19 protein-coding genes and 2 pseudogenes are annotated in these 20,729 nt (G+C 56.5%); 9 read left to right on the top strand and 12 right to left on the bottom strand.

What is annotated here, in order from left to right:
• Nucleotides 1-3 precede the first annotated feature (3 nt).
• The 3 genes from ngg (at nucleotide 4) to POR16_RS06550 (ending at nucleotide 3,331) form a co-directional block, all read left to right on the top strand.
• The gene (gene ngg, locus POR16_RS06560; RefSeq protein WP_122381072.1) at nucleotides 4-1,752 is read left to right on the top strand and encodes an N-acetylglutaminylglutamine synthetase; all 1,749 of its coding nucleotides are present in this window, start codon (nucleotides 4-6) and stop codon (nucleotides 1,750-1,752) included.
• Nucleotides 1,753-1,834: 82 nt separating this feature from the next.
• On the top strand, nucleotides 1,835-3,031 hold the full coding sequence (locus tag POR16_RS06555; protein WP_005889575.1) for an osmoprotectant NAGGN system M42 family peptidase: 1,197 nt from the start codon (nucleotides 1,835-1,837) through the stop codon (nucleotides 3,029-3,031).
• A gap of 72 nt (nucleotides 3,032-3,103) precedes the next feature.
• Complete coding sequence (locus tag POR16_RS06550) at nucleotides 3,104-3,331, top strand: YheU family protein (RefSeq protein ID WP_003314533.1); 228 nt, start codon at nucleotides 3,104-3,106, stop codon at nucleotides 3,329-3,331.
• A gap of 15 nt (nucleotides 3,332-3,346) precedes the next feature.
• Here POR16_RS06550 and csrA read toward each other — a convergent pair whose 3' ends face one another.
• The 4 genes from csrA to POR16_RS06530 form a co-directional block, all read right to left on the bottom strand.
• Complete coding sequence (csrA, locus tag POR16_RS06545; protein WP_024669951.1) at nucleotides 3,347-3,541, bottom strand: carbon storage regulator CsrA; 195 nt, start codon at nucleotides 3,539-3,541, stop codon at nucleotides 3,347-3,349.
• Nucleotides 3,542-3,709: 168 nt separating this feature from the next.
• A complete protein-coding gene (locus POR16_RS06540) occupies nucleotides 3,710-4,042 on the bottom strand; it encodes a YnfA family protein (RefSeq protein WP_005889573.1) in 333 nt (110 codons plus the stop codon).
• Between the two features lie 258 nt (nucleotides 4,043-4,300).
• Entirely contained in the window at nucleotides 4,301-5,116 is an 816-nt protein-coding gene (locus tag POR16_RS06535; protein WP_005889571.1) for an SDR family oxidoreductase, read from the bottom strand.
• Nucleotides 5,117-5,220: 104 nt separating this feature from the next.
• Nucleotides 5,221-5,598: a DUF2784 domain-containing protein gene (locus tag POR16_RS06530; protein WP_005889569.1), complete on the bottom strand. Its 378-nt coding sequence runs from the start codon at nucleotides 5,596-5,598 to the stop codon at nucleotides 5,221-5,223.
• Between the two features lie 316 nt (nucleotides 5,599-5,914).
• On the opposite strand from POR16_RS06530, the gene POR16_RS06525 reads away from it, so the two are divergent.
• Nucleotides 5,915-6,073 carry a DUF3309 family protein gene (locus tag POR16_RS06525; protein ID WP_002552554.1) on the top strand — a complete coding sequence of 53 codons (159 nt, stop codon included), beginning with the start codon at nucleotides 5,915-5,917 and terminating at the stop codon, nucleotides 6,071-6,073.
• 111 nt (nucleotides 6,074-6,184) lie between these two features.
• Here POR16_RS06525 and POR16_RS06520 read toward each other — a convergent pair.
• The 3 genes and pseudogenes from POR16_RS06520 to POR16_RS06510 form a co-directional block, all read right to left on the bottom strand.
• Nucleotides 6,185-7,842: pseudogene (locus POR16_RS06520) on the bottom strand (cation acetate symporter).
• Entirely contained in the window at nucleotides 7,839-8,150 is a 312-nt protein-coding gene (locus POR16_RS06515) for a DUF485 domain-containing protein (RefSeq protein ID WP_002552552.1), read from the bottom strand. The pseudogene POR16_RS06520 and the gene POR16_RS06515 overlap by 4 nt, the downstream one beginning before the upstream one ends.
• A gap of 235 nt (nucleotides 8,151-8,385) precedes the next feature.
• The gene (locus POR16_RS06510; protein ID WP_005889567.1) at nucleotides 8,386-9,240 is read right to left on the bottom strand and encodes a glycine betaine ABC transporter substrate-binding protein; all 855 of its coding nucleotides are present in this window, start codon (nucleotides 9,238-9,240) and stop codon (nucleotides 8,386-8,388) included.
• A gap of 1,173 nt (nucleotides 9,241-10,413) precedes the next feature.
• Here POR16_RS06510 and POR16_RS06505 point away from each other — a divergent pair.
• From POR16_RS06505 to POR16_RS06495, 3 genes are all read left to right on the top strand, one after another.
• Nucleotides 10,414-11,712, top strand: coding sequence for an alpha/beta fold hydrolase family protein (locus tag POR16_RS06505; RefSeq protein WP_005889565.1), 1,299 nt, complete (start codon nucleotides 10,414-10,416; stop codon nucleotides 11,710-11,712).
• Nucleotides 11,705-12,517 carry an MlaA family lipoprotein gene (locus tag POR16_RS06500; RefSeq protein ID WP_005889563.1) on the top strand — a complete coding sequence of 271 codons (813 nt, stop codon included), beginning with the start codon at nucleotides 11,705-11,707 and terminating at the stop codon, nucleotides 12,515-12,517. Before POR16_RS06505 ends, POR16_RS06500 begins: the two co-directional genes overlap by 8 nt.
• Nucleotides 12,518-12,652: 135 nt before the next feature.
• Nucleotides 12,653-13,252 (top strand): DcrB/PsbP domain-containing protein, encoded by a 600-nt coding sequence (locus POR16_RS06495; protein ID WP_005889561.1) that lies wholly within the window; start codon nucleotides 12,653-12,655, stop codon nucleotides 13,250-13,252.
• A 39-nt stretch (nucleotides 13,253-13,291) separates the two neighbouring features.
• On the opposite strand, the gene POR16_RS06490 is transcribed toward POR16_RS06495, so the two are convergent.
• The gene (locus POR16_RS06490) at nucleotides 13,292-14,200 is read right to left on the bottom strand and encodes a LysR family transcriptional regulator (RefSeq protein ID WP_024690177.1); all 909 of its coding nucleotides are present in this window, start codon (nucleotides 14,198-14,200) and stop codon (nucleotides 13,292-13,294) included.
• A 109-nt stretch (nucleotides 14,201-14,309) separates the two neighbouring features.
• On the opposite strand from POR16_RS06490, the gene POR16_RS06485 reads away from it, so the two are divergent.
• Together POR16_RS06485 and POR16_RS06480 are read left to right on the top strand one after the other, a co-directional pair.
• A complete protein-coding gene (locus POR16_RS06485) occupies nucleotides 14,310-15,512 on the top strand; it encodes an MFS transporter (RefSeq protein WP_005889558.1) in 1,203 nt (400 codons plus the stop codon).
• A gap of 292 nt (nucleotides 15,513-15,804) precedes the next feature.
• A complete protein-coding gene (locus POR16_RS06480; protein ID WP_024669957.1) occupies nucleotides 15,805-16,881 on the top strand; it encodes a diguanylate cyclase in 1,077 nt (358 codons plus the stop codon).
• A 4-nt stretch (nucleotides 16,882-16,885) separates the two neighbouring features.
• Here POR16_RS06480 and POR16_RS06475 read toward each other — a convergent pair whose 3' ends face one another.
• The 4 genes and pseudogenes from POR16_RS06475 to POR16_RS06460 form a co-directional block, all read right to left on the bottom strand.
• Complete coding sequence (locus tag POR16_RS06475) at nucleotides 16,886-17,419, bottom strand: hypothetical protein (protein ID WP_005889553.1); 534 nt, start codon at nucleotides 17,417-17,419, stop codon at nucleotides 16,886-16,888.
• A 235-nt stretch (nucleotides 17,420-17,654) separates the two neighbouring features.
• Nucleotides 17,655-18,374: a hypothetical protein gene (locus tag POR16_RS06470; protein WP_005889551.1), complete on the bottom strand. Its 720-nt coding sequence runs from the start codon at nucleotides 18,372-18,374 to the stop codon at nucleotides 17,655-17,657.
• A gap of 182 nt (nucleotides 18,375-18,556) precedes the next feature.
• Nucleotides 18,557-18,804, bottom strand: a pseudogene (locus tag POR16_RS06465) (helix-turn-helix domain-containing protein).
• 509 nt (nucleotides 18,805-19,313) lie between these two features.
• The gene (locus POR16_RS06460; RefSeq protein ID WP_005889546.1) at nucleotides 19,314-20,630 is read right to left on the bottom strand and encodes an MFS transporter; all 1,317 of its coding nucleotides are present in this window, start codon (nucleotides 20,628-20,630) and stop codon (nucleotides 19,314-19,316) included.
• Nucleotides 20,631-20,729: the final 99 nt, after the last annotated feature.

The following is a 20,729-nucleotide window of genomic DNA, read 5'->3' as shown; positions in this document are numbered from 1 at the left end:
TTAATGAAACAGAACGCGACGACTTATAGCCAACGCCTGTTGCGCGGACAGTCGCCCTCGTATGAACGTCTGCAAGCGCGCCTCGCCGAAGATGGCAGCCAGATCGATGCAGAGCCTCTGGCGCTGCATTGTGGCTGGGGGCGCTTGCTGATCGGTCACACTTACCCTGATCCGGCAGCGCTGGCGCAGGACCTGCTCAACGAGAAAGCTGGCGAACGCGACATTGCCTTGTACGTGGCCGCGCCACAGCAGGTACTGGCGCAAGCGCCGCAGCAGCTGTTTCTCGACCCCTCGGACACGTTGCGCCTGTGGTTCAGCGACTATCGTCCGGCGCAGCGGGTGTTCCGTGGTTATCGAATTCGTCGGGCGCACAACGAAGCGGACTGGCAGGCCATCAACAATCTGTATCTGGCGCGCGGCATGTTGCCTATCGACCCTGCCCTGCTGACCCCGCGTCACCAAGGCGGCCCGGTGTACTGGGTGGCTGAGGACGAAGGCAGCAATACGATCATCGGCAGCGTCATGGGCCTCAACCATCAAAAAGCGTTCAACGACCCGGAAAAAGGCAGCAGCCTGTGGTGCCTGGCCGTTGACCCGCAATGCACACGCCCAGGCGTCGGCGAAGTGCTGGTTCGTCACTTGATCGAGCATTTCATGAGTCGCGGCCTGAGCTATCTCGATCTGTCGGTGTTGCACGACAACGAGCAGGCCAAGGCGCTGTACGCCAAGCTGAATTTTCGCAACCTGCCGACCTTCGCCATCAAGCGCAAGAACGGCATCAATGAATCGCTGTTCCTCGGCCCGGGCCCGCAGGCGGAATTCAATCCGTATGCGCGAATCATCGTCGAGGAAGCCCATCGCCGCGGCATTGATGTGCAGGTGGACGATGCGGATGCCGGTCTGTTCACGCTCTGCTACGGCGGTCGGCGAATTCGTTGCCGGGAGTCGCTGAGCGATCTGACCAGCGCTGTCAGCATGACCCTTTGCCAGGACAAGAGCCTGACACACCGGGCATTGAAGGCCGCCGGGCTGCGCTTGCCGGCGCAACAACGCGCGGGCGACGAGGCAGACAACCATGCGTTTCTTGACCAGCACAGGCAAGTGGTGGTCAAACCGCTGGATGGCGAGCAAGGCCAGGGTGTTGCGGTTGACCTGCGCACGATCGAAGACGTGCAGAGCGCCATCAAGCAGGCGCGCCAGTTTGACAGCCGGGTGATTCTGGAAAGCTTCCACGAAGGCCTGGACCTGCGCATCGTTGTGATCGGTTTTCAGGTGGTGGCCGCGGCGATACGTCGCCCGGCAGAGATCATCGGTGATGGTCGTCACACCATCAAGCAACTGATCGAAGCACAAAGTCGCCGCCGTGCCGCTGCAACCGATGGCGAGAGCCGTATTCCTATGGACCAGGAAACCGAGCGCACGGTGCGCGAAGCCGGTTACGACTATGCCGATATCTTGCCGATGGACCAACGCCTTGCCGTACGCCGCGCTGCCAACCTGCACACCGGCGGCTGCCTCGAAGACGTCACGGCCATTCTGCACCCGGTGCTCAGCGACGCCGCTGTGCGTGCAGCGCGGGCGCTGGACATTCCGGTAGTCGGCCTGGACCTGATGGTGCCTGCCGCCGATCAGCCCGAGTACGTGTTCATTGAAGCCAATGAGCGCGTCGGGCTGGCTAACCATGAACCGCAACCCACTGCCGAACGCTTCGTCGATCTGCTGTTTCCGCACAGTTTGCCTGTGCATATCTGATCGCAGCTGCGAGCAACAGGCTGCAATACAGGGTTTCAACCCTCGCAGCCTGTGACTTGCAACTGCTCCATAAGGAGCATTCATGACCACTGCAACCATTCCCGATCCGGATCTGAAGTACCTGCAGAAAGTTCTGTTGGAAATGCTCGCGATTCCTAGCCCTACGGGCTTTACCGACACCATCGTGCGTTACGTGGCCGAGCGTCTGGAAGAACTCGGCATCCCGTTCGAGCTGACCCGGCGCGGCACGATTCGCGCGACGCTGAAGGGCAAACAGAACAGCCCCGACCGCGCAGTATCGGCGCACCTGGACACCATTGGCGCCAGCGTTCGCGAGGTCAAGGAAAATGGTCGTCTGGCACTGGCCGCAGTCGGCTGCTGGTCGAGCCGCTTTGCCGAAGGCAGTCGTGTCAGCGTGTTCACCGACACGGGCGTCATCCGTGGCAGCGTTCTGCCGCTGATGGCTTCCGGTCATGCATTCAATACCGCCGTGGATGAAATGCCGATCAGCTGGGACCATGTCGAATTGCGTCTGGATGCTTATTGCACCACGCGCGCCGACTGTGAATCGCTGGGTATCGGCATCGGCGACTTCGTGGCCTTTGATCCACTGCCAGAGTTCACCGAAAGCGGCCACATCAGTGCGCGCCATCTGGACGACAAGGCTGGCGTCGCGGCGTTGCTGGCGGCGCTCAAATCGATCGTCGAAAGTGGCGCCGAGCCGTTGATCGACTGCCACCCGCTGTTCACCATCACCGAAGAGACCGGCACAGGTGCGGCGGGCGTACTGCCTTGGGACGTGAGCGAATTTGTCGGTATCGACATCGCTCCGGTTGCGCCGGGCCAGCACTCCAGCGAGCACGCGGTCAGCGTGGCCATGCAGGACTCGGGCGGTCCTTACGACTATCACTTGTCCCGCCATCTGTTGCGTCTGGGCGTGGAAAACGAGCTGCCGGTCCGTCGCGACCTGTTCCGTTATTACTACAGCGACGCACATTCGGCAGTCACTTCAGGCCATGACATTCGCACCGCTTTGCTGGCCTTCGGCTGCGACGCGACGCACGGCTACGAGCGCACCCACATCGACAGTCTGGCGGCGCTCAGCAAGCTGCTTGGCGCGTACATTCTCAGCCCGCCGGTATTTGCCAGCGATGCCAAACCGGCCCAGTCCTCGCTGGAGCGGTTCAGCCATCAGATCGAACATGACGCGCAGATGGAATCCGATACCCGCGTGCCACCTGTCGACAGCCTGATCGGACAGAACCGCGAAGAGATTTGAGGTCTGCTTAATTGAATTGCGGTGCCTGGCACCGCAGTTCTATCATCGCCGCTCATCGACAAGAGAAACGCCATGCTCATCCCCTACGATCAACTGGAACCTGACACCCTCACCCGCCTGATCGAGGACTTTGTCACCCGCGAGGGCACTGACAACGGCGACGAGACACCCCTGCAAACCCGCGTGCTGCGCGTGCGACATGCGCTCACCAAAGGTCAAGCGGTGATCTTTTTCGATCTCGAGAGCCAGCAATGTCAGTTGATGCTCAAGCACGATGTGCCCAAGGAGTTTTTTGAATAACCCCCCGGACGGCGGCTATTGTTGTGGCTGCAAGCCTTGCTGGGAAAGCTTGTTGGCGATTCGCTTGTAAACTTCTGCGCGATGAACCTTGATGTCCTTGGGTGCACTTATCCCCAGCCTGACCTGATTGCCGTTGATCCCCAGAATCTGCACCGTGATGTCATCACCAATTGAAAACTTCTCGCCGATTTCCCGCGTCAATACCAGCATCGTCCTGCCCTCTCATGCACAAAAGAGGCAGGTTGCACGGCACGCAGGCGTGCTTCAATGCGATGATGGCAAATCAGTAACGTCCTGCAATGTCGCCGGAATCTACTGAAGGAAATGTCTTACTTTCATGCCGAATCTGTAGGAAAAGTCCTTGGCAGCGGCAGTTTTTCAGGACGCGGACCATCGCGGCCCCAATAAAATGATCGTTGCACCCACAACACAAAACGCCAGCCCGAGCCAGTCAGTGCCGAGCGGCCTGATTCGCTCGACCAGCCCCAGCCAGGCAATCGACGCCACGATATAGATCCCGCCATACGCCGCATAGGCACGTCCGGCGTATGCAGCTTCCACTCGTGTCAGCAGCAGCGCAAACACCGTCAGGCTGATCAACGCAGGGATGACCCACAAGGCACTCTTGCCCTGCCGCAGCCACAGCCAGCAGGCGTAGCAGCCGAATATCTCGAACAAGGCGGCGAGGAAGAACCACAGATAGTTGAGCATGAGAGGTTCTCGGAACAGGGCTGATAGACGCGTGCAACCCTAGCAGAAAACAACACGTTCAGGAGTTGCACACAACGCTGTGCGTTTTGATTCTCGTGGGCGTGGGCTTGTCCACGAAAGGGCCGGTGGAATTTCCGAGAATGTATTGTTTGAACCGCCGCCTTCGCGGACGAGTCCGCTCTCACAAAAGCCCTTTCTCCTGAGAGTTTCATGAGTTGCACACAACGCTGAGCGCTTGAGTGTAGGGAATGATCTTAGTCAGGACTTGCCCTTCTGGGCCTTGGCGCGCATCTTCGCGCACATGATGGTCATTTCTTCGTACATCGCCTGTGGCTGTTTGCGCTTCAGTTCCCAGGCCATCTGACCTTCTTCGTGGGGCAGGATCATGAATTCGCCCTGGGCAACCTGTTTGAAGATGCACTCGGCAATATCGGCAGCGGTAATGGGTGATTTTTCCAGTAGCCTGCCGATCTGCTCTTTCATCGCCGGGGTAGGCCCACGGAAGGAGTCCAGCAGGTTGGTCTGAAAGAACGACGGACAGACGACATGCACACTGACACCCTGATCACGCAACTCGACCAGCAGGCTTTCGGAAAGCGCTACAACGCCCGCCTTGGCAACGTTGTAGTTGCTCATGGCCGGTGCCTGCATCAGCGCCGCCATCGAGGCGATGTTGATGATCTTGCCCTTGCTCGCCTGCAGCATCGGCAGGAATGCCTTGCAACCCTTGACCACCCCCATAAGATTGATCGCGATCTGCCAGTCCCAGTCTTCCAGTGACAACTCGTTGAAGAAACCACCGGATGCCACGCCCGCGTTGTTGACGATTACGTCGATACCGCCAAAGCGCTCTTCGCACGCCTGGGCGAATGCGGTGAGCTGGCTGTAATCACGAACATCGCAGCGCTGGGCGAAGCCGTCACCGCCCGCCTCGCGTACGCTCTTGAGGGTCTCCTGCAGACCGGCATCATTGATATCGGACAACGCCAGCCGCCAGCCTTCGCGTGCCCAGCGCAGTGCCATTTCACGGCCCAGCCCTGAGCCGGCGCCAGTAATCATGATGCGGTTATGCATAGCCGAATGCCTTGTGAGGTGCAGGAGTCGCCTGAGTGTAAACACAGCCGAAGCAATGTAACTCCACCATCAAGGCGCTGAATGACTGGAGCAAACCTGCGGCCTCAAGGGCGCTTGAGCCGGCTCAGGCAGCGCACAAGCAAAGCACTATAAACGGACACATTGACCAGCACGACGATACCGCCGAGCCAAAGCTGTATATCCGGCGTAAGCCCTGCGGGGTAGATCAGGGGGATCAGGTAATGCTCGACGAAACCGCCGTCATAACCCTGCTCTCCGGCACGGCTGCGCAGCGCGTTTTCCAACGGCGTCAATGGGCAATAGAGATGCAGGAATTCGACTGCAGCCCCCCACGCAATGGCCGGGATATGCAGCACCGCCAACCAGGGTCTTCTCAGCACTAGCAGACCGCCGAACAACACGAACAGAATAAAAGCCAGGTGGAATACAACCACTGCATCTGCGCCCATTCGATACACCATCTGCACTGCCTCCAGCGGGTATTCGCTTCATCGGGGCACGAAGTAGCCCGGATACCCAATCGGTTTTTTAGTTCAACTCTTTTTAAGACCGTTTAGTCTGAAAAATGGCAAATAACCCGAATATATTGTCGGACAAAATCACACTAAGCCTATGATTTTGATGATTTTTAAAATGTGTAAGGTTTTATTTAAAATACCCCGAACCTTTCCCGAAAGAGCGCAGTCGGATACGTCAAGCTGATCTACTTCATACCCTGTGGTATGGAAAGCTGAATGGCATTTTATTTACCTGGATTTCAAAGAAGGAACTCATCCCATGGGCATCGGCACTATTCTTATCATCGTTCTGATTCTGCTGCTGGTCGGCGGTCTGCCAGTATTCCCTCACTCGCGCAGCTGGGGCTACGGTCCGTCGGGCATCATCGGTACTATCCTGGTGATCCTGCTGATTCTGGTGTTGCTCGGCAAGATATAACGGCAGCACCTGCCACAGGCAGTAAAAAAGAAACCCCGCGTTCATACGCGGGGTTTTTTATTGTCCAGGAAAAAAGCAGCCGTAAGGCTGCTTCTTTCGGACACATGCAACTTAGTGCGAAACCGCACCACTGGCACCCAGCCCAGTCTGCGAGCGGACGAATTGCGGGTAGAACAACGCGCGCTCGCCCTCTGCTGCTTTCGACTTGTCGGTGATGGAGAAGAACCAGATACCCACGAATGCGATGGCGATGGAGAACAGCGCCGGGTATTCGTAAGGGAAAATGGCTTTCTCGTGATGCAGGATCTGCACCCAGATGGTCGGACCCAACACCATCAGCACCACGGCGCTGATCAAGCCCATCCAGCCGCCGATCATGGCGCCACGCGTGGTCAGGTTTTTCCAGTACATGGAAAGCAGCAGTACAGGGAAGTTACAGCTGGCCGCGATGGAGAACGCCAGGCCCACCATGAACGCGATGTTCTGGCTTTCGAAAGCGATGCCCAGAAGTATTGCTACGACTGCCAGCGCGATGGTAGTCATCTTCGAGACACGGATTTCGTCCTTCTCGTTGGCCTTGCCAGCCTTGATCACGCTGGCATACAGGTCGTGAGACACAGCAGAAGCACCGGCCAGGGTCAAGCCGGCAACCACTGCCAGAATGGTGGCGAACGCGACTGCCGAGATGAAGCCCAGGAACAGGCTGCCGCCGACTGCATCGGCGAGGTGAACCGCCGCCATGTTGTTACCCCCCAGCAAAGCACCCGCTGCATCCTTGAACGCCGGGTTGGTGCTAACCAGCAGGATCGCGCCAAAACCGATGATGAAGGTGAGGATGTAGAAGTAGCCGATGAAGCCTGTGGCATACAGCACGGACTTGCGGGCTTCCTTGGCGTCGCTCACGGTGAAGAAGCGCATCAGAATGTGGGCAGACCAGCCGTACCGAACATCAACGCCAGACCCAGCGAGAACGCCGAGATCGGGTCTTTCACAAGACCGCCAGGGCTCATGATCGCTTCACCTTTGGGGTGAACCTTGATGGCCTCGGAAAACAGCGTGTTGAAGTCAAAGTTGACGTGTTTCATGACCATCAGTGCCATGAACGACGCACCGGAGAGCAGCATCACCGCCTTGATGATCTGCACCCAGGTGGTGGCAAGCATGCCGCCAAACAGCACATAAAGGCACATCAGGATGCCGACCAGCACCACAGCAACGGTGTAGTCCAGACCGAACAGCAATTGAATGAGTTTGCCGGCACCGACCATCTGCGCAATCAGGTAAAACGCCACCACCACCAGCGAACCGCAGGCAGACAGAGTGCGAATCTCTTTTTGCTTGAGCCGGTAGGACGCCACGTCGGCAAAAGTGTATTTGCCCAGGTTGCGCAGGCGTTCGGCGATCAGGAACAGAATGATAGGCCAGCCGACCAGAAAGCCGATCGAGTAGATCAGACCGTCATAACCGGAGGTGTACACCAGCGCGGAAATCCCCAGAAAGGACGCTGCGGACATGTAGTCACCGGCAATCGCCAGACCATTCTGGAAACCGGTGATCTTGCCGCCAGCCGAGTAGTAGTCCGACGCAGTCTTGTTCTTTTTCGAGGCCCAGTAGGTGATGCACAGCGTGAACGCGACGAACACGACGAACATGACGATCGCGGAGACATTCAGGGGTTGTTTCTGTACTGCGCCAGTCAAAGCGTCTGCCGCCCAGAGGGTCGGAGCGAATGCGGCCAGGCCAAGTGCTGCGGATAGGCGCCGGATCATTGCTGAGCCTCCTTGAGGATCGCATTGTTCAAGTCATCGAACTCGCCGTTTGCGCGACGAACATAGATGGCGGTCAGCACGAACGCGGAAAGAATCAGCCCTACGCCTATCGGCATGCCCCAGGTGATGGTTGACGTGGGGCTTAGTTTGGCGCCCAGAATATGGGGTCCGTAAGCAATCAAAAGAATAAAGGCCGCATACAGGCCAAGCATGATCGCCGAGAGAATCCAGGCGAAACGCTCTCTTTTGGATACCAGCTCCTTGAAACGGGGGCTGTTTTGAATCGAGAGGTAAATGCTGTCGTTCATTGTTTTTGTCCTCGCAGCACAGATGAGATGTCACGTCATGCACTTTAGTCGGGTCCGGCGCGCACTCCAGACGACCTTAGTATTAGAACGACATTAGTCGTCATCGGGCCCCTGTCCACTGCTTTATCGCACCGTCAGTCAGCCGCGCATAAATTGGCGGGCGCAGGAAATGCAAAAGGCCATCTGGCGATAACGCCAGACAGCCTCGAGAGGGTTGTTGCAGAGAGCTTGTTGGTTACTTTGCGGTCCAGGCAGCAACACGATCAGGGTGCTTGGCCAACCAGTCCTTGGCAGCAGCTTCAGGTTTTGCACCTTCCTGAATCGCCAGCATGACTTCACCGATTTCGTCTTTGGATGCCCACTGGAATTTTTTCAGAAACGCAACGACGTCCGGTGCCTTCTTCTCCAGGCCCAGGCTGCCGACGCTGTCTACCGTCTCAGCAGCGCCATAGACGCCCTTCGGGTCGTCCAGGAAGCGCAGCTTCCATTTGGCGAACATCCAGTGTGGCACCCAACCGGTCACAACGATGGCTTTTTGTGCCTTCTCGGCACGGGTCAGTTCGGCGATCATGCCTGCACCCGAGCTGGCCTGCAGCTTGTAGCCATCCAGCGCGTAATCCTTGATGGCTTGATCGGTCTTGAGCATGACACCCGAGCCGGCATCGATACCGGTGATCTTCTTGTTGAAGGAAGCGTCGGTCTTGAGGTCTTCGATGCTCTTGGCTTTCACGTACTCCGGCACGATCAGGCCGATCTTGGCATCCTTGAAGTTAGGGCCGTAGTTGACGACCTGATCCTTGTACTTGGCGTAATACTCGCCGTGGGTGCCTGGCAGCCAGGCGGACAACATGACGTCCAGCTTGTCAGTGGCCACCGCCTGCCACATGATCCCCGCCGCCACGGATTGCAATTTGACTTCATACCCCAGCTTTTGTTTGATCACTTCAGAAGCCACGTAGGTGGTGGCAACGCTGTCGGACCAGCCTTCTACATAACCGATGGTCAGGGTCTTGGTTTCAGCAGTCGCCAGTGTGGAGCTGACAGCAAGTACCAGAGCGGCGCCCGCCCCCAGTATTTTTCGCATCATCATCGTCACTTCCCCGGAAGTCTGCACCGACGGTTGTCGGGCATGGTTAACGTTGTTCTCAAGACCGCGCCCACGCCCGTTTCTGGGGCACGCCGCGCCCTGCACGCTTTGATCGCCGATGTGCGTGGTAACACGCACTGCAACGCCACATTGATCATCGACCTGACGGACGAGCAGACATGCTCTGGCTGCGACACCGGGGCAACGGGAAACGACAACAGCGAGTCATCCGCGACACGCCGGCCAGAAAACGCCAGGATCCGGTCGTGGCTTTACCCATACTCATGACCACAAGTGTCAGGCGCTACATGAAAAAAGAGAGTTGGCGTCTGAAGGCACGGGGCTGGCCGCGCACCGTTCTGGCCCACGCGGTAAAGGAAACAGGATGTGTTACCGCAGGATGACAATGCCTGCGGAAACGGGTAACACGGAAACAGATTTTGCGACGCTTAGCGGGTCAGACGCCTATCACGCCAAGTAAGCCTATGTTTTTTAAAGAGTTTTCAAAACTGGCACGGCTCCTGCTATATCTCTTGCACAACAAGAACAATAAATGATGCAGCACCTCAATAAAAACAAGACGTAACGGCTCTGATACAACAAGAACAACACGGACAGAGACGCAGCTAACAGATTTTTTTGGAGTGGATCAGCTTTACAGGGACCTTTCAGTGAAAGGCCTCGCAATCGGACAGAGAACAATAAAACTACCTTCAGGTAGCGACGAAGCCGATGGGATCATGTGTTGTGCAGACAGATGATTAAAGCAAGTCAGCGCTCAAAAAAATACGTTTGCTCTTGACCCTGAATGTGGGTCGCGCAAGAACGCTGTAAAGGGCTTGGCCGCCAACAACAATAACAGGCCGCCCTACAACAATAAAAAGAGCACGTGAAACGCATTGGAGGAGAGCCTTGGCTCTCCTTTGTGTTTTCTGCCCTTAAACGCCCGGTTTGTCGCTGTATGCAGCGGCGTTGCCTCGCGCGAATCAAGGGGCTCCACAGCCGCGCATTCGGCTCCGCGTGAAAAATAAAGCGCCGGCCTGCATTGAAATTTCCCCAGACCGTGTATTGTTCCGTCATATTTACTCGGTTAACCGGTGGATGCGGCACTTTGGCACTACACCTTGGTCATAGCCTGCGTATCTCATCAGCACTTCTTTCCCAAGGGATTTAGTCATGCTCCGTTTTCTGCGCTTCGCTACCGTAATAGGTGGCTTGTGTTTAAGTGCGTCCGCTCTGGCGACCAATGTCGACCCCGCCACCTATGGCTACCCGCTGACTAATCCGTTTGAAGCGACCATTGCTACTACACCGCCCGATCTGCGTCCGGACTTGCCTGACGATGAAGACATCGATCAGGACGTGTATACGCTGAACCTGCACCCTGAACGCGAGTTCACACTGCCCGACAACTTCTGGGCCGTAAAAAAACTGCACTACCGTCTGGCCAAACAGGACCATGCCGCACCGCTGATCTTCCTGATCGCCGGCACGGGCGCGCCTTACAACAGCACCATCAACGAGTTTCTGAAAAAGCTCTATTACGGTGCCGGTTACCACGTTGTGCAACTGTCTTCGCCGACCAGTTATGACTTCATGACGTCGGCGTCACGCTTCGCGACCCCTGGTGTATCGTCAGACGATGCAGAAGACATTTACCGCGTCATGCAGGCTATTCGTGCCCAGCAGGCACAGTTGCCGGTGACCGACTACTACCTCACCGGTTACAGCCTGGGAGCGCTGGACGCAGCCTTTGTCAGCAAGCTGGACGAGACACGACGCAGCTTTAACTTCAAGAAAGTGCTGCTGCTCAATCCGCCGGTCAATCTTTACACCTCGATCAGCAACCTGGACAAACTGGTCCAGACCAACGTCAAGGGCATCAACAACACCACCACATTCTATGAACTGGTGTTGGCCAAGCTGACGCGCTACTTCCGCCAAAAAGGCTACATCGACCTCAATGACGCGTTGCTGTTCGACTTCCAGCAGTCCAAACAGCATCTGACCAACGAGCAGATGGCAATGTTGATCGGCACTTCATTTCGTTTCTCGTCGGCCGACATCGCTTTCACGTCTGACTTGATCAATCGTCGCGGCCTGATCACTCCGCCGAAATTCCCGATTTCCGAAGGCACCAGCCTGACGCCGTTTCTCAAGCGCGCACTGCAATGCGACTTCGACTGCTACCTGACCGAACAGGTCATCCCTATGTGGCGCGCACGCACCGACGGTGGCAGCCTGCTGCAACTGGTGGATCAGGTGAGCCTGTACGCGCTCAAGGATTACCTGCACAGCAACACCAAGATCGCTGTCATGCACAACGCTGACGACGTTATCCTGGGTTCGGGTGACCTGGGTTTCCTGCGCAAGACCTTCGGTGATCGTCTGACCGTCTATCCTTACGGCGGCCATTGCGGCAACCTTAATTACCGCGTCAACACCGACGCCATGCTGGAGTTTTTCCGTGGCTAAACGTCTTTTATTACTTGCTGCTCTGCTCTGTGCCGGCACAGTCCAGGCCGCTGACGCGGATACCAGCAACAAAGCTCAGCACCCGGCCACCGTGGCCCGCCAGATAGACGCAGACGGCTTTACTCAGCCGCTCAAGTCGCTGCAGTTCAACCCCGGGCTGGATCAGCGCGAGTTCGAGCGCGCGTCCATCAACGCGCTGGAAGTCTACGACCCGCTGGAGTCCTGGAACCGTCGGGTGTACCACTTCAACTACCGCTTCGACGAATGGGTGTTCCTGCCTGTCGTTGACGGCTACCGCTATGTCACTCCGGGCTTCGTGCGCAGCGGCGTGAGCAACTTTTTCAGTAACCTGGGCGACGTCTCCAACCTGTTGAACAGCCTGCTGCAATTCAAGGGCGAGCGTTCACTGGATACCACCGGTCGTCTGCTGCTCAATACCACCATTGGCATCGCAGGCCTCTGGGACCCGGCGACCATGATGGGGCTGCCACGCCAACCTGAAGACTTCGGTCAGACACTTGGTTTTTACGGTGTTCCTGCTGGTCCTTATCTGGTGTTGCCACTGTTCGGTCCGTCGAACCTGCGGGACACCGGTGGCATGCTGTTCGACTACACGGCTGAAAACCAGATCAACTTCCTGAACGTCGCCGAAGTCAGTAGCGACCACCCGGAAATAACCGTACTGCGCGCGGTTGATCGTCGCTACGTGACCAGCTTCCGTTATGGCCAGTTGAACTCGCCGTTCGAGTACGAAAAGGTTCGCTACGTGTATACCGAATCACGCAAATTGCAGGTCGCCGAGTAACCGATACGCGGCACAGGAACGGCCAGCCGGAGTGATCGGGCTGGTCGTTTTTTTATGGGCACTTTTACCTGCCTGGCTACTCACACTTCTCGGGTGCCCCTGCCTTGTTCTGTTAACAGATAAAAAGGAATTTCCATGCGGTCTTCTGGTTTCAAGGCAATAGCTGTATGTGTCGCGCTGGCTGCCAGCCAGGTTGCAATCAATGTGCAAGCGGCCACCAAGGCCGAGGCTGCTGCGCCTGCAACGGCACCCGCGTCTGCAGCGCAAAAGGTTTCATTGCTGGGCGGCAAACTGGCGTTTACTGTGCCTGCAGGCTATGTAGCGGGCGACATGCCTGACATTGATGAGAAAGCCAGGGCGCAGGGTGTTTATGGAAAGATGTACACAAATGCTGCCGAAAAACGTGTATTGATTGTCACCGAAACAACGCTGCCAATGAACGTCGAGGCAAGCGATAACGACGCGGCTTTGCTTGATGGCATCACCGACGGCATCGTCGACCATCAAAGTGCAGGCTACAAGGATTTCAAGAAACTGGGCGCACGCAAGATCGTCAAGAAAAACGGCTTGGGCGTGCGGCAAGTCGACAGCTCCGCAACAATGAGCGATGCAAAGGTATTGAGCACGTCGATCATTGCTGCGTCAGGTACACGTACCGCAGTACTGAACGTGGTATCCAGTGCGAACAACCCGAAAGAACAGGCAGCACTGGTTAAAACAGTCATCGGTCAATGAATTGAGTCACGGAGGTTGATGCCGCATTCGGTCATCGGCTCAGTCAACTCGCAGCGCATCGGACAACAACTCGACCAGCGCCTGCACCTTGGGCAGTGACTCGCGGTTGCGCGGCCAGGCCAGATGCAGATCCAGCCCTTGCGTGGCCAGTTGCGGCAGGATCTCCACCAGTTCGCCGCGTTGCAGTTGCTCCTTGATCAACCAGGTTGCCAGTTGGGCAATGCCCCACGCCGACGTTACGGCGGCGACCTGAGCTTCACCATTGCCGATGACCAGCCGCGCTTCGACAGCCCGGGTTTCCTGCTGCCCTTGTTCATCGACAAACAGCCAGGGGCTGGTGCTGCCGTCTCCCCGACCGAACAGAATGCAGGCATGACGGGCAAGGTCCTCGAACGTTTCAGGCGTTCCGTGACGGTGCAGATACGCCGGAGCGGCGCAGAAGATCACCCGCTCGGTGCCCAGGTAACGATGCGCCAGACCCGCTGGCCAGACTTGCGGCCCACCGATGCGTACGGCCAGGTCGATCCCCTCTTCGAGAATATCCACAAAACGATCAGTGAAGGTCACGCGTGGGCGCAGTTTGTGATGCTGGCCTGTGAAGGCGAGGATCAGCGGCAGCGCATGCAGGCGGCCAAAGGTAGCAGGCAGATCGATGCGCAGCTGCCCGGCGGGCTCCATACGCTGCGCCGCCAGAGCGGTTTCGGCAGCCTCCAGCTCGGCAAGCATTCGCATGCACACAACGTGGTAAGCCGCGCCCTCCTCGGTCAGCGTCAGTCGTCGAGTAGTACGCTCGAAGAGGCGCATGCCAAGACGACTCTCAAGACGCGCCACGCTTTTGCTGACTGCAGAATTGGTCAGATTAAGCCGCTCTGCGGCTGCCGTGAAGCCGCCTGCGTTGGCAACAGCAACGAATGTTTCGATGCCTTTGAGGCGATCCGTGGACAGCATGTAAACACCCATTAATGAATCTGAGTCCACAATGTACGGAATATTTGCCAAAGATAGGAATCGATTTCTGCAATAAGCTGGCGGACTTATTTTTTGGTGGGTTTGTATCATGGCGTCTCTGGAAACTGCTGCTTCCAGCACCACGAGCGAAAGCTCGTCCGGTGCTGGCTTGTCCATCGCGATTCTGGCCTTGGCCGGCTTTGTGATTGTGACCACTGAATTTCTCATTATCGGGCTGCTGCCGTCATTGGCCCGCGATCTGGGAATCTCTATCTCGACTGCTGGCTTGCTGGTTACGCTTTTCGCCTTCACGGTGATGCTGTTCGGACCGCCTCTGACGGCCATGCTTTCACACCTGGACCGTAAGCGGACGTTTATCGTCATCCTGCTGATATTCGCAGCCTCTAACGCACTGGCGGCTGTTTCGAGCAATATCTGGGTACTGGCGCTGGCGCGATTCATTCCGGCACTGGCCCTGCCCGTGTTCTGGGGCACGGCCAGTGAGACCGCCAGCCTGCTGGCCGGACCGAAGCGTGCGGGCAAGGCAGTCGCGCAGGTGTATCTGGGGATCTCTGCAGCGATGCTGTTCGGCATTCCGCTGGGTACTGTATTTGCCGACGCAGTGGGCTGGCGCGGGGCGTTCTGGGCATTGACCCTGCTGTCCGGCTTGATGGCCGTATTGTTGGCGCTGTCAATGCCACGCCTGGAACCCACTGCTAAAGTGGGTCTTGCCGAGCAGGCAAGAATCCTCCGTGACCCACACTTCATCGCCAACCTGCTGCTGTCGATTCTATTGTTCACCGCAATGTTCGGTGCCTACACCTACCTCGCCGACACCCTGGAGCGTATCGCCGGTATCGAATCGGCTCAGGTCGGCTGGTGGCTGATGGGCTTCGGTGCCGTCGGTCTTATCGGTAACGCGCTGGGTGGCCGTTACGTGGATCGCAGCCCGCTAGGCTCTACTGTGGCGTTCGCGATACTGCTGGCACTGGGTATGACGGCCAGCGTACCTGCTGCGGGTTCTATGCCGCTGCTGGCTGTGGTGCTGGTGATATGGGGCATCGCTCACACGGCGCTGTTCCCGATCTGCCAGATACGCGTTATGAAAGCTGCGCCCAAGGCGCAGGCTCTGGCCGGAACCCTGAACGTTTCGGCAGCCAACGCCGGCATCGGGCTGGGCTCGATCATCGGCGGCCTGACCATTGAACACCTGGGTCTGGGTGCTGTTGGGTACGTGGCAGCACTTGTCGCTCTGCTGGCCATCGCTGTCGCCTGGGTAACCAAACTTCAAGTAAAAAAGGCGGCTGCGTAACGCAAGTTACTCTTCACGCATTACCGGCCAACCTGGTTGTCGACACAGCCAGATTGGCCTGATGTTCAATCGTGCATCTTCCTGCATGTTTCGTCATATTTTTGAACCGTTCTAAAGCCATATTTTGTCAGTTAATTGACTCTAAAACAGTCAAGCCTCTGCAATATGCAGTTATTTGACGCTCTTCGGCAAAATACTCTTCCCATGACACTAACGAACGCTCAAACTCCTGCCTTTCGGTCACGGAGCAGGAAAGTCGGGCCGATTCAAAAGCAATGTCCGGTAAGAAACCATGAGCACATATCACCGCAGGGGACTGGCATTCGCCAAGCGGATTTATGCCCCGAGGATACTCGGTGTCAGCGTTGGCTTTTTTACTGTCGCCGTGTCTTTGTATTACGTCAATGTTGCGCACTGGGTCTGGTATCTGGCGCTGCTCAATGCATTGATGTGGCCGCATATCGCCTATCAGATCGCACGCCGCTCACATCAGCCCTATGAAGCCGAATGGCGCAATTTGTTGATCGACTCGCTGTTTGGCGGCTTCTGGATGGGGGCAATGGGCTTCAGCCTGCTGCCCGTGGTCACGATCGTCGCGATGATGGCCATGCACAATATGGCTGCCGCAGGTCCTCGTCTGATGTTCCAGGGTATATTCGCACAGGCCTTGGGGGTGCTGATCTCGCTGGCACTGCTCAACCCGGTCGTCAACCTGCAAGGCAACATGGCGCAGATCTACGCCTGTGTGCCGGTGCTGGTGATCTACCCTATCGTCATCGGCTGGCTGAGCCATCAGGTCACCCTCAAACTGTGTGAACACCGCAACATCCTGCGCAAACTGAGCCGTACCGACAGCCTGACCGGACTTCTGAATCATGGCGCCTGGAAAGACCTGCTTGATCTGGAGTTCACCAAGAGCCAGAACGCTTACCAGCATTGCGTGATTGCGCTGATTGATATCGATCATTTCAAGGTCGTCAATGACACCTATGGCCACATCATGGGCGACACGGTGTTGCAAAATATCAGTGAAGCGCTGCTCGATAACCTGCGCGATTCCGATTTGATAGGGCGCTGTGGCGGGGACGAGTTTTGCGTCATTCTGCCGGATACCAGCCTGATCCAGGCGAGGGAAACTCTCGAACGCATGCGTCTGGCCATCGACAAGATGACCCACTCACGGCATTGCGATCTCAAGGTCAGCCTCAGCATCGGCATTGCCGCCTACATGTCGGAAATGTCCGACGCAGCCTCATGGCTGCATGAGGCCGACAAGGCGCTTTACCTCGCCAAAAGCACCGGCCGTAACCGCATTGTCAGCGCCAAAGATGCCCCGCAGGAATGCCAGGTCGTCAACGCCGGAATCTGATCAGTCAGCGCTTGTTCTTGAACAGCAGTTCAAATAGAGAAGAGAAGCTTTCAACCCCCATCGCCTTCAGGAACGACTTGCGCATGTCTTCACGCAGGCTTTCCAGGGTTATTTCTTTTGGCTTTGTGGTTTTCCGAGCCGAAGCGCTTTGTTCTTGAGTGTCGTTGTCGGGTTGGCGTTTTTCCCCGGAGCCAGCCAGTCTTAATCCGGGCGGATCAACATAAGTCAGGTCAGCGCCTTGATCTCGAGCCCGCTCATAAACGCTACCAGGAAAACGCCTGTCATCACGATTGAAAAAAGCGATGCTCTGGAGATTCCTTCCAAACAGTTCTTTACCTGGCATTGGTGCAGCGCGATTGGGGTCTGCCAGGCCGAAGACTCTTTGTTTGAGAAGAGCCTCGCCGCTGATGGTGACAGAAGGGCCCGAAGATTTTACAGGGGCTGAAGAAGTAGTAGAGGCGGGCATTTTCATCGCTATTTTTTTATCAAGTTGCCGTGCTGCTATTGCCGCCTCTGTCCCAGAGCTTATCACTCGCATGATGTTGACTCCTGATCTATTTTAGAACACATGACGATTATCGCCAGACGTCGAACTCACTCTATCGAATTAAAACCACCTGACACTTCTGGCAGAAAAACCCGCTGATGCATTTAGAAAGACAAACGCCATGCAACACTTTCCACTGCCATGCATGGAGATGCTTGACCGTGCAAAAGCCCTACATTCCTTGAATGATATAAGCAGGGAGAACTGCAACTTGCAGAGCGCCTCTTTAATCAATCGAAAATTCAAAAGAGGAAAGATTATTCAGCAGCCACTCGGGTGTATGCGCTTCCAGCAACGCCGTGATGGGCTGTCCCATGATCAGCTTGCCGTACAGTGCTTCTTCCTGTTCCAGATGGGCCAACTGGACAGCGCGGTAATCAAATGGGTAGATACTCTTCTCGATGGGCAGCAGCCGGTCAAAGTGCTCGAGCAACCCGTGAAAGACGATGCGTCGCTCGACGGTGTTTCGGGTGGTGGCGATGAGTTTGACGAAGTACTCGCTGTCCTGACGCCGCAGGGCTTCACTGGCAGCGTAACGCTCGACCAGCGTGTGCAGCGATGAATCATCGAACACCATGCAGCACAGGTCCTCTCGCAGCATGTCCTTGAAAGGGTTGTCCACCCCGGGTCGGCGGGAGTTCTTGCCCAGTGCGAATTGCACTGCCCGCTCGGCCAGCCACTGACGCTTGCGCCCTTTCAGCCTTTCTGTGTCCTCCAGCAGCGGCGACTGGCGCCCCAATGACCGAAGCTGTCGAGAAAGCTTTACGAACAAGCCAACGGGGCCACACAGCCTTGCTTGCTGCTCGACCAACTGCGCCACGGAAAGTGCGGCCTGCCGGGTTGCGAGGCGATGGAAGTTATTCGTCAGATTCAAGCCTGGCCGATGCGGGTCCAGCCGCAATGACTGATCGGATTCTGATTCGCTCCGAAGAAAACAAACAGTCATGAGTTGCTCCTTTTAACGTTGACGGATTGATCGTACAGGCTGGTTTTTTAACGCTACGTTCTTCGAATAACCCGCCGGATGGCTGCCCGTGCAGCGGCCATACAGCCAGTTTTTTCATACCTGCCTGACAATGTTGGCACTGCGCTGGCCGCACTAACAAACCACAGGGATGGCAGGACTTATTATGGAGGGACTGAAACGCGACACAATCCTACAGATGTAGGGGGTCAAAGTTTTTCTGAGGCAGTAATACAGAAACACACCGCGCCATGAGCTCAACGCGTGTTCTTACCTGGTTTTTTCTGAGCAGCGAAGACACGTGATCACGCACCGTATAGTCACTGATACTAAGTTGCCTGGCGATCTCCTTGTTGGTACAGCCCTGCAGCAACAGACCAAGCACTTCTTGTTCTCTGATTGTCACCGACATGATATTCCCTCTCACCATCGTTTTGCCTGAAGGCAAATTTTTGTAGGATGCTTCTTACATCTGTCCTCCATGACTTGATTACTGAATCGGCACAGAGATCACTTTATTTAGAATTGTTTTCGCAGGTCGATCTGCGGCTTGGCTAGCCATCCAGAAACCATACTTCTGAAGGTAAGAAGGTTCTTACAAGCAGCCATACAACAAAGAAAGCTCCTACATAACACCAAGCATAATGACTACGAGCCCACTTATAGACGTCGTGAAAAAGCAGCCAGTACAAGTAAATCCGTACTGTACCGATTCTGCACTACAGCCATTTGGAAACATGCGTAAATAGACAGGCGCAAGATAGACTTGAGCACTCGGAATTACAATCAGTTGTTACAATTGAATAACGATTGAGACGTAACGTTGTTGATATCTGTTATGTGACGACTACTCTCACGAAGGTGAGCAGCTGTCGTCACATGTTCAAGCGGACGCCAAGACTGTCGCTAATTCGCCTGCTTTTATCGGGCGTTGCAGCTTGCGGAGTCATCTACCCGGGTTCCATGATGCAGCCCGAACACTGCAGCAGTGACCAGCCCCACAATGCCCATGATCAGACTGAACAGCACGCAGATCCACAGATTCCAGGGCATCAACGCGATGAGCATCAGCGGCGTGATACTTGCCCAGAAGGCGTAGGCGATGTTGTAAGTGAAGGAAATACCCGATACACGGATGTGTGCAGGGAACAGTCCGACCATTACCGAGGGCACCACACCGACGATTCCACAACCGAGGCCGGCAATGGCGTAGGCGATACCCAGTGGCAGCCAATTCTGGATGAGGCTGGCGTAAAGCACGCCGATCCCCACAGGCAGCAGCAGGCTGTAGATCATCACCCCGCGCCAGGCACCGATACGATCGACCAGCATGCCGGCCAGCACGCAGCCAATATTGAGAAAGACGATGCCCAGAGCGCTGAGGGCGAATGTCTGGCTTGCGCTGATAGCAAAACGCTGTTGCATGACCGTAGGGGTAATGACTACCAATATGACCACTGCAGAAGTCAGCACGAAGGTCAGCAGTGCGGCGGGCAGCAGGGAGCGTCGGTGATTGCGCAAGACCTGGCTCAGCGGCAGTTCTGTCATGCCTTCACGCTGGGCGTGCATGGCCATGAACACCGGCGTTTCACTCAACCAGCGACGGAGCCAGACACCCACCACTCCAAATACGCCCCCTAACAAAAAAGGGATACGCCAGGCCCACTCGAGAATTTCTGCCGGGCTGAAGACCCGCGCCAGCCAGGTTGCGGTCAACGCACCGAGCAGATACCCGAAGGTCAGGCCCGCCTGCAGCACCCCGAGTGCATAACCCCGATGCCCCGTGGGCGCGTGTTCCGCCACGAAGGCCCAGGCACTAGGCACTTCGCCACCGACCGCCGCGCCCTGCAGGATACGCAATGCCAACAACACTACGGGTGCCCAATAGCCGATCTGTGCGTAGGTGGGCATGATGCCGATCAACAGGCAAGGCAGCGCCATCATGAGGATGCTGAGGCTGAATACCCGTTTGCGTCCCAGGCGGTCGGCAAAATGCGCCATCATTATCCCGCCAAGCGGCCGGGCAAGGTAACCGGTCACGAAGATCCCGAAGCTTTGCAGCAGGCGTAGCCACTCCGGCATGTCAGGCGGGAAAAACAGCTGGCTGAGGGTCAGCGCGAAAAATACGAAGATGATGAAGTCGTAGATTTCCAGTGCCCCGCCCAGGGCCGCAAGGCTCAGGGTCTTGTAATCGGCTTTGCTGAAGGGTTGGGGAGCGGGTTGAACGATGGCCGTCATGAAGACCCCGAAACATGGCTGAAAAGAGCGCATCGCGCTCACAGGGCGCGAAGAATAGCAAAGCTTGCAAGCGTGTGTGCCGCGAAGTTCCGGTGCGGG

The sequence above is a fragment of the Pseudomonas coronafaciens pv. oryzae str. 1_6 genome, from assembly GCF_000156995.2.
Classification (GTDB): Bacteria; Pseudomonadota; Gammaproteobacteria; order Pseudomonadales; family Pseudomonadaceae; genus Aquipseudomonas; species Aquipseudomonas tremae.
Note: the sequence above shows the minus strand (reverse complement) of the source record. Positions and strands in the feature narration are given on the sequence as shown.

Coding starts and splice junctions, on each gene's coding strand:
- ngg (WP_122381072.1), top strand. CDS start 4: ATGAAACAGAACGCGACGACTTATAGCCAACGCCTGTTGCGCGGACAG.
- POR16_RS06555 (WP_005889575.1), top strand. CDS start 1,835: ATGACCACTGCAACCATTCCCGATCCGGATCTGAAGTACCTGCAGAAA.
- POR16_RS06550 (WP_003314533.1), top strand. CDS start 3,104: ATGCTCATCCCCTACGATCAACTGGAACCTGACACCCTCACCCGCCTG.
- csrA (WP_024669951.1), bottom strand. CDS start 3,541: ATGCTGGTATTGACGCGGGAAATCGGCGAGAAGTTTTCAATTGGTGAT.
- POR16_RS06540 (WP_005889573.1), bottom strand. CDS start 4,042: ATGCTCAACTATCTGTGGTTCTTCCTCGCCGCCTTGTTCGAGATATTC.
- POR16_RS06535 (WP_005889571.1), bottom strand. CDS start 5,116: ATGCATAACCGCATCATGATTACTGGCGCCGGCTCAGGGCTGGGCCGT.
- POR16_RS06530 (WP_005889569.1), bottom strand. CDS start 5,598: ATGGTGTATCGAATGGGCGCAGATGCAGTGGTTGTATTCCACCTGGCT.
- POR16_RS06525 (WP_002552554.1), top strand. CDS start 5,915: ATGGGCATCGGCACTATTCTTATCATCGTTCTGATTCTGCTGCTGGTC.
- POR16_RS06515 (WP_002552552.1), bottom strand. CDS start 8,150: ATGAACGACAGCATTTACCTCTCGATTCAAAACAGCCCCCGTTTCAAG.
- POR16_RS06510 (WP_005889567.1), bottom strand. CDS start 9,240: ATGATGATGCGAAAAATACTGGGGGCGGGCGCCGCTCTGGTACTTGCT.
- POR16_RS06505 (WP_005889565.1), top strand. CDS start 10,414: ATGCTCCGTTTTCTGCGCTTCGCTACCGTAATAGGTGGCTTGTGTTTA.
- POR16_RS06495 (WP_005889561.1), top strand. CDS start 12,653: ATGCGGTCTTCTGGTTTCAAGGCAATAGCTGTATGTGTCGCGCTGGCT.
- POR16_RS06490 (WP_024690177.1), bottom strand. CDS start 14,200: ATGCTGTCCACGGATCGCCTCAAAGGCATCGAAACATTCGTTGCTGTT.
- POR16_RS06485 (WP_005889558.1), top strand. CDS start 14,310: ATGGCGTCTCTGGAAACTGCTGCTTCCAGCACCACGAGCGAAAGCTCG.
- POR16_RS06480 (WP_024669957.1), top strand. CDS start 15,805: ATGAGCACATATCACCGCAGGGGACTGGCATTCGCCAAGCGGATTTAT.
- POR16_RS06475 (WP_005889553.1), bottom strand. CDS start 17,419: ATGCGAGTGATAAGCTCTGGGACAGAGGCGGCAATAGCAGCACGGCAA.
- POR16_RS06470 (WP_005889551.1), bottom strand. CDS start 18,374: ATGACTGTTTGTTTTCTTCGGAGCGAATCAGAATCCGATCAGTCATTG.
- POR16_RS06460 (WP_005889546.1), bottom strand. CDS start 20,630: ATGACGGCCATCGTTCAACCCGCTCCCCAACCCTTCAGCAAAGCCGAT.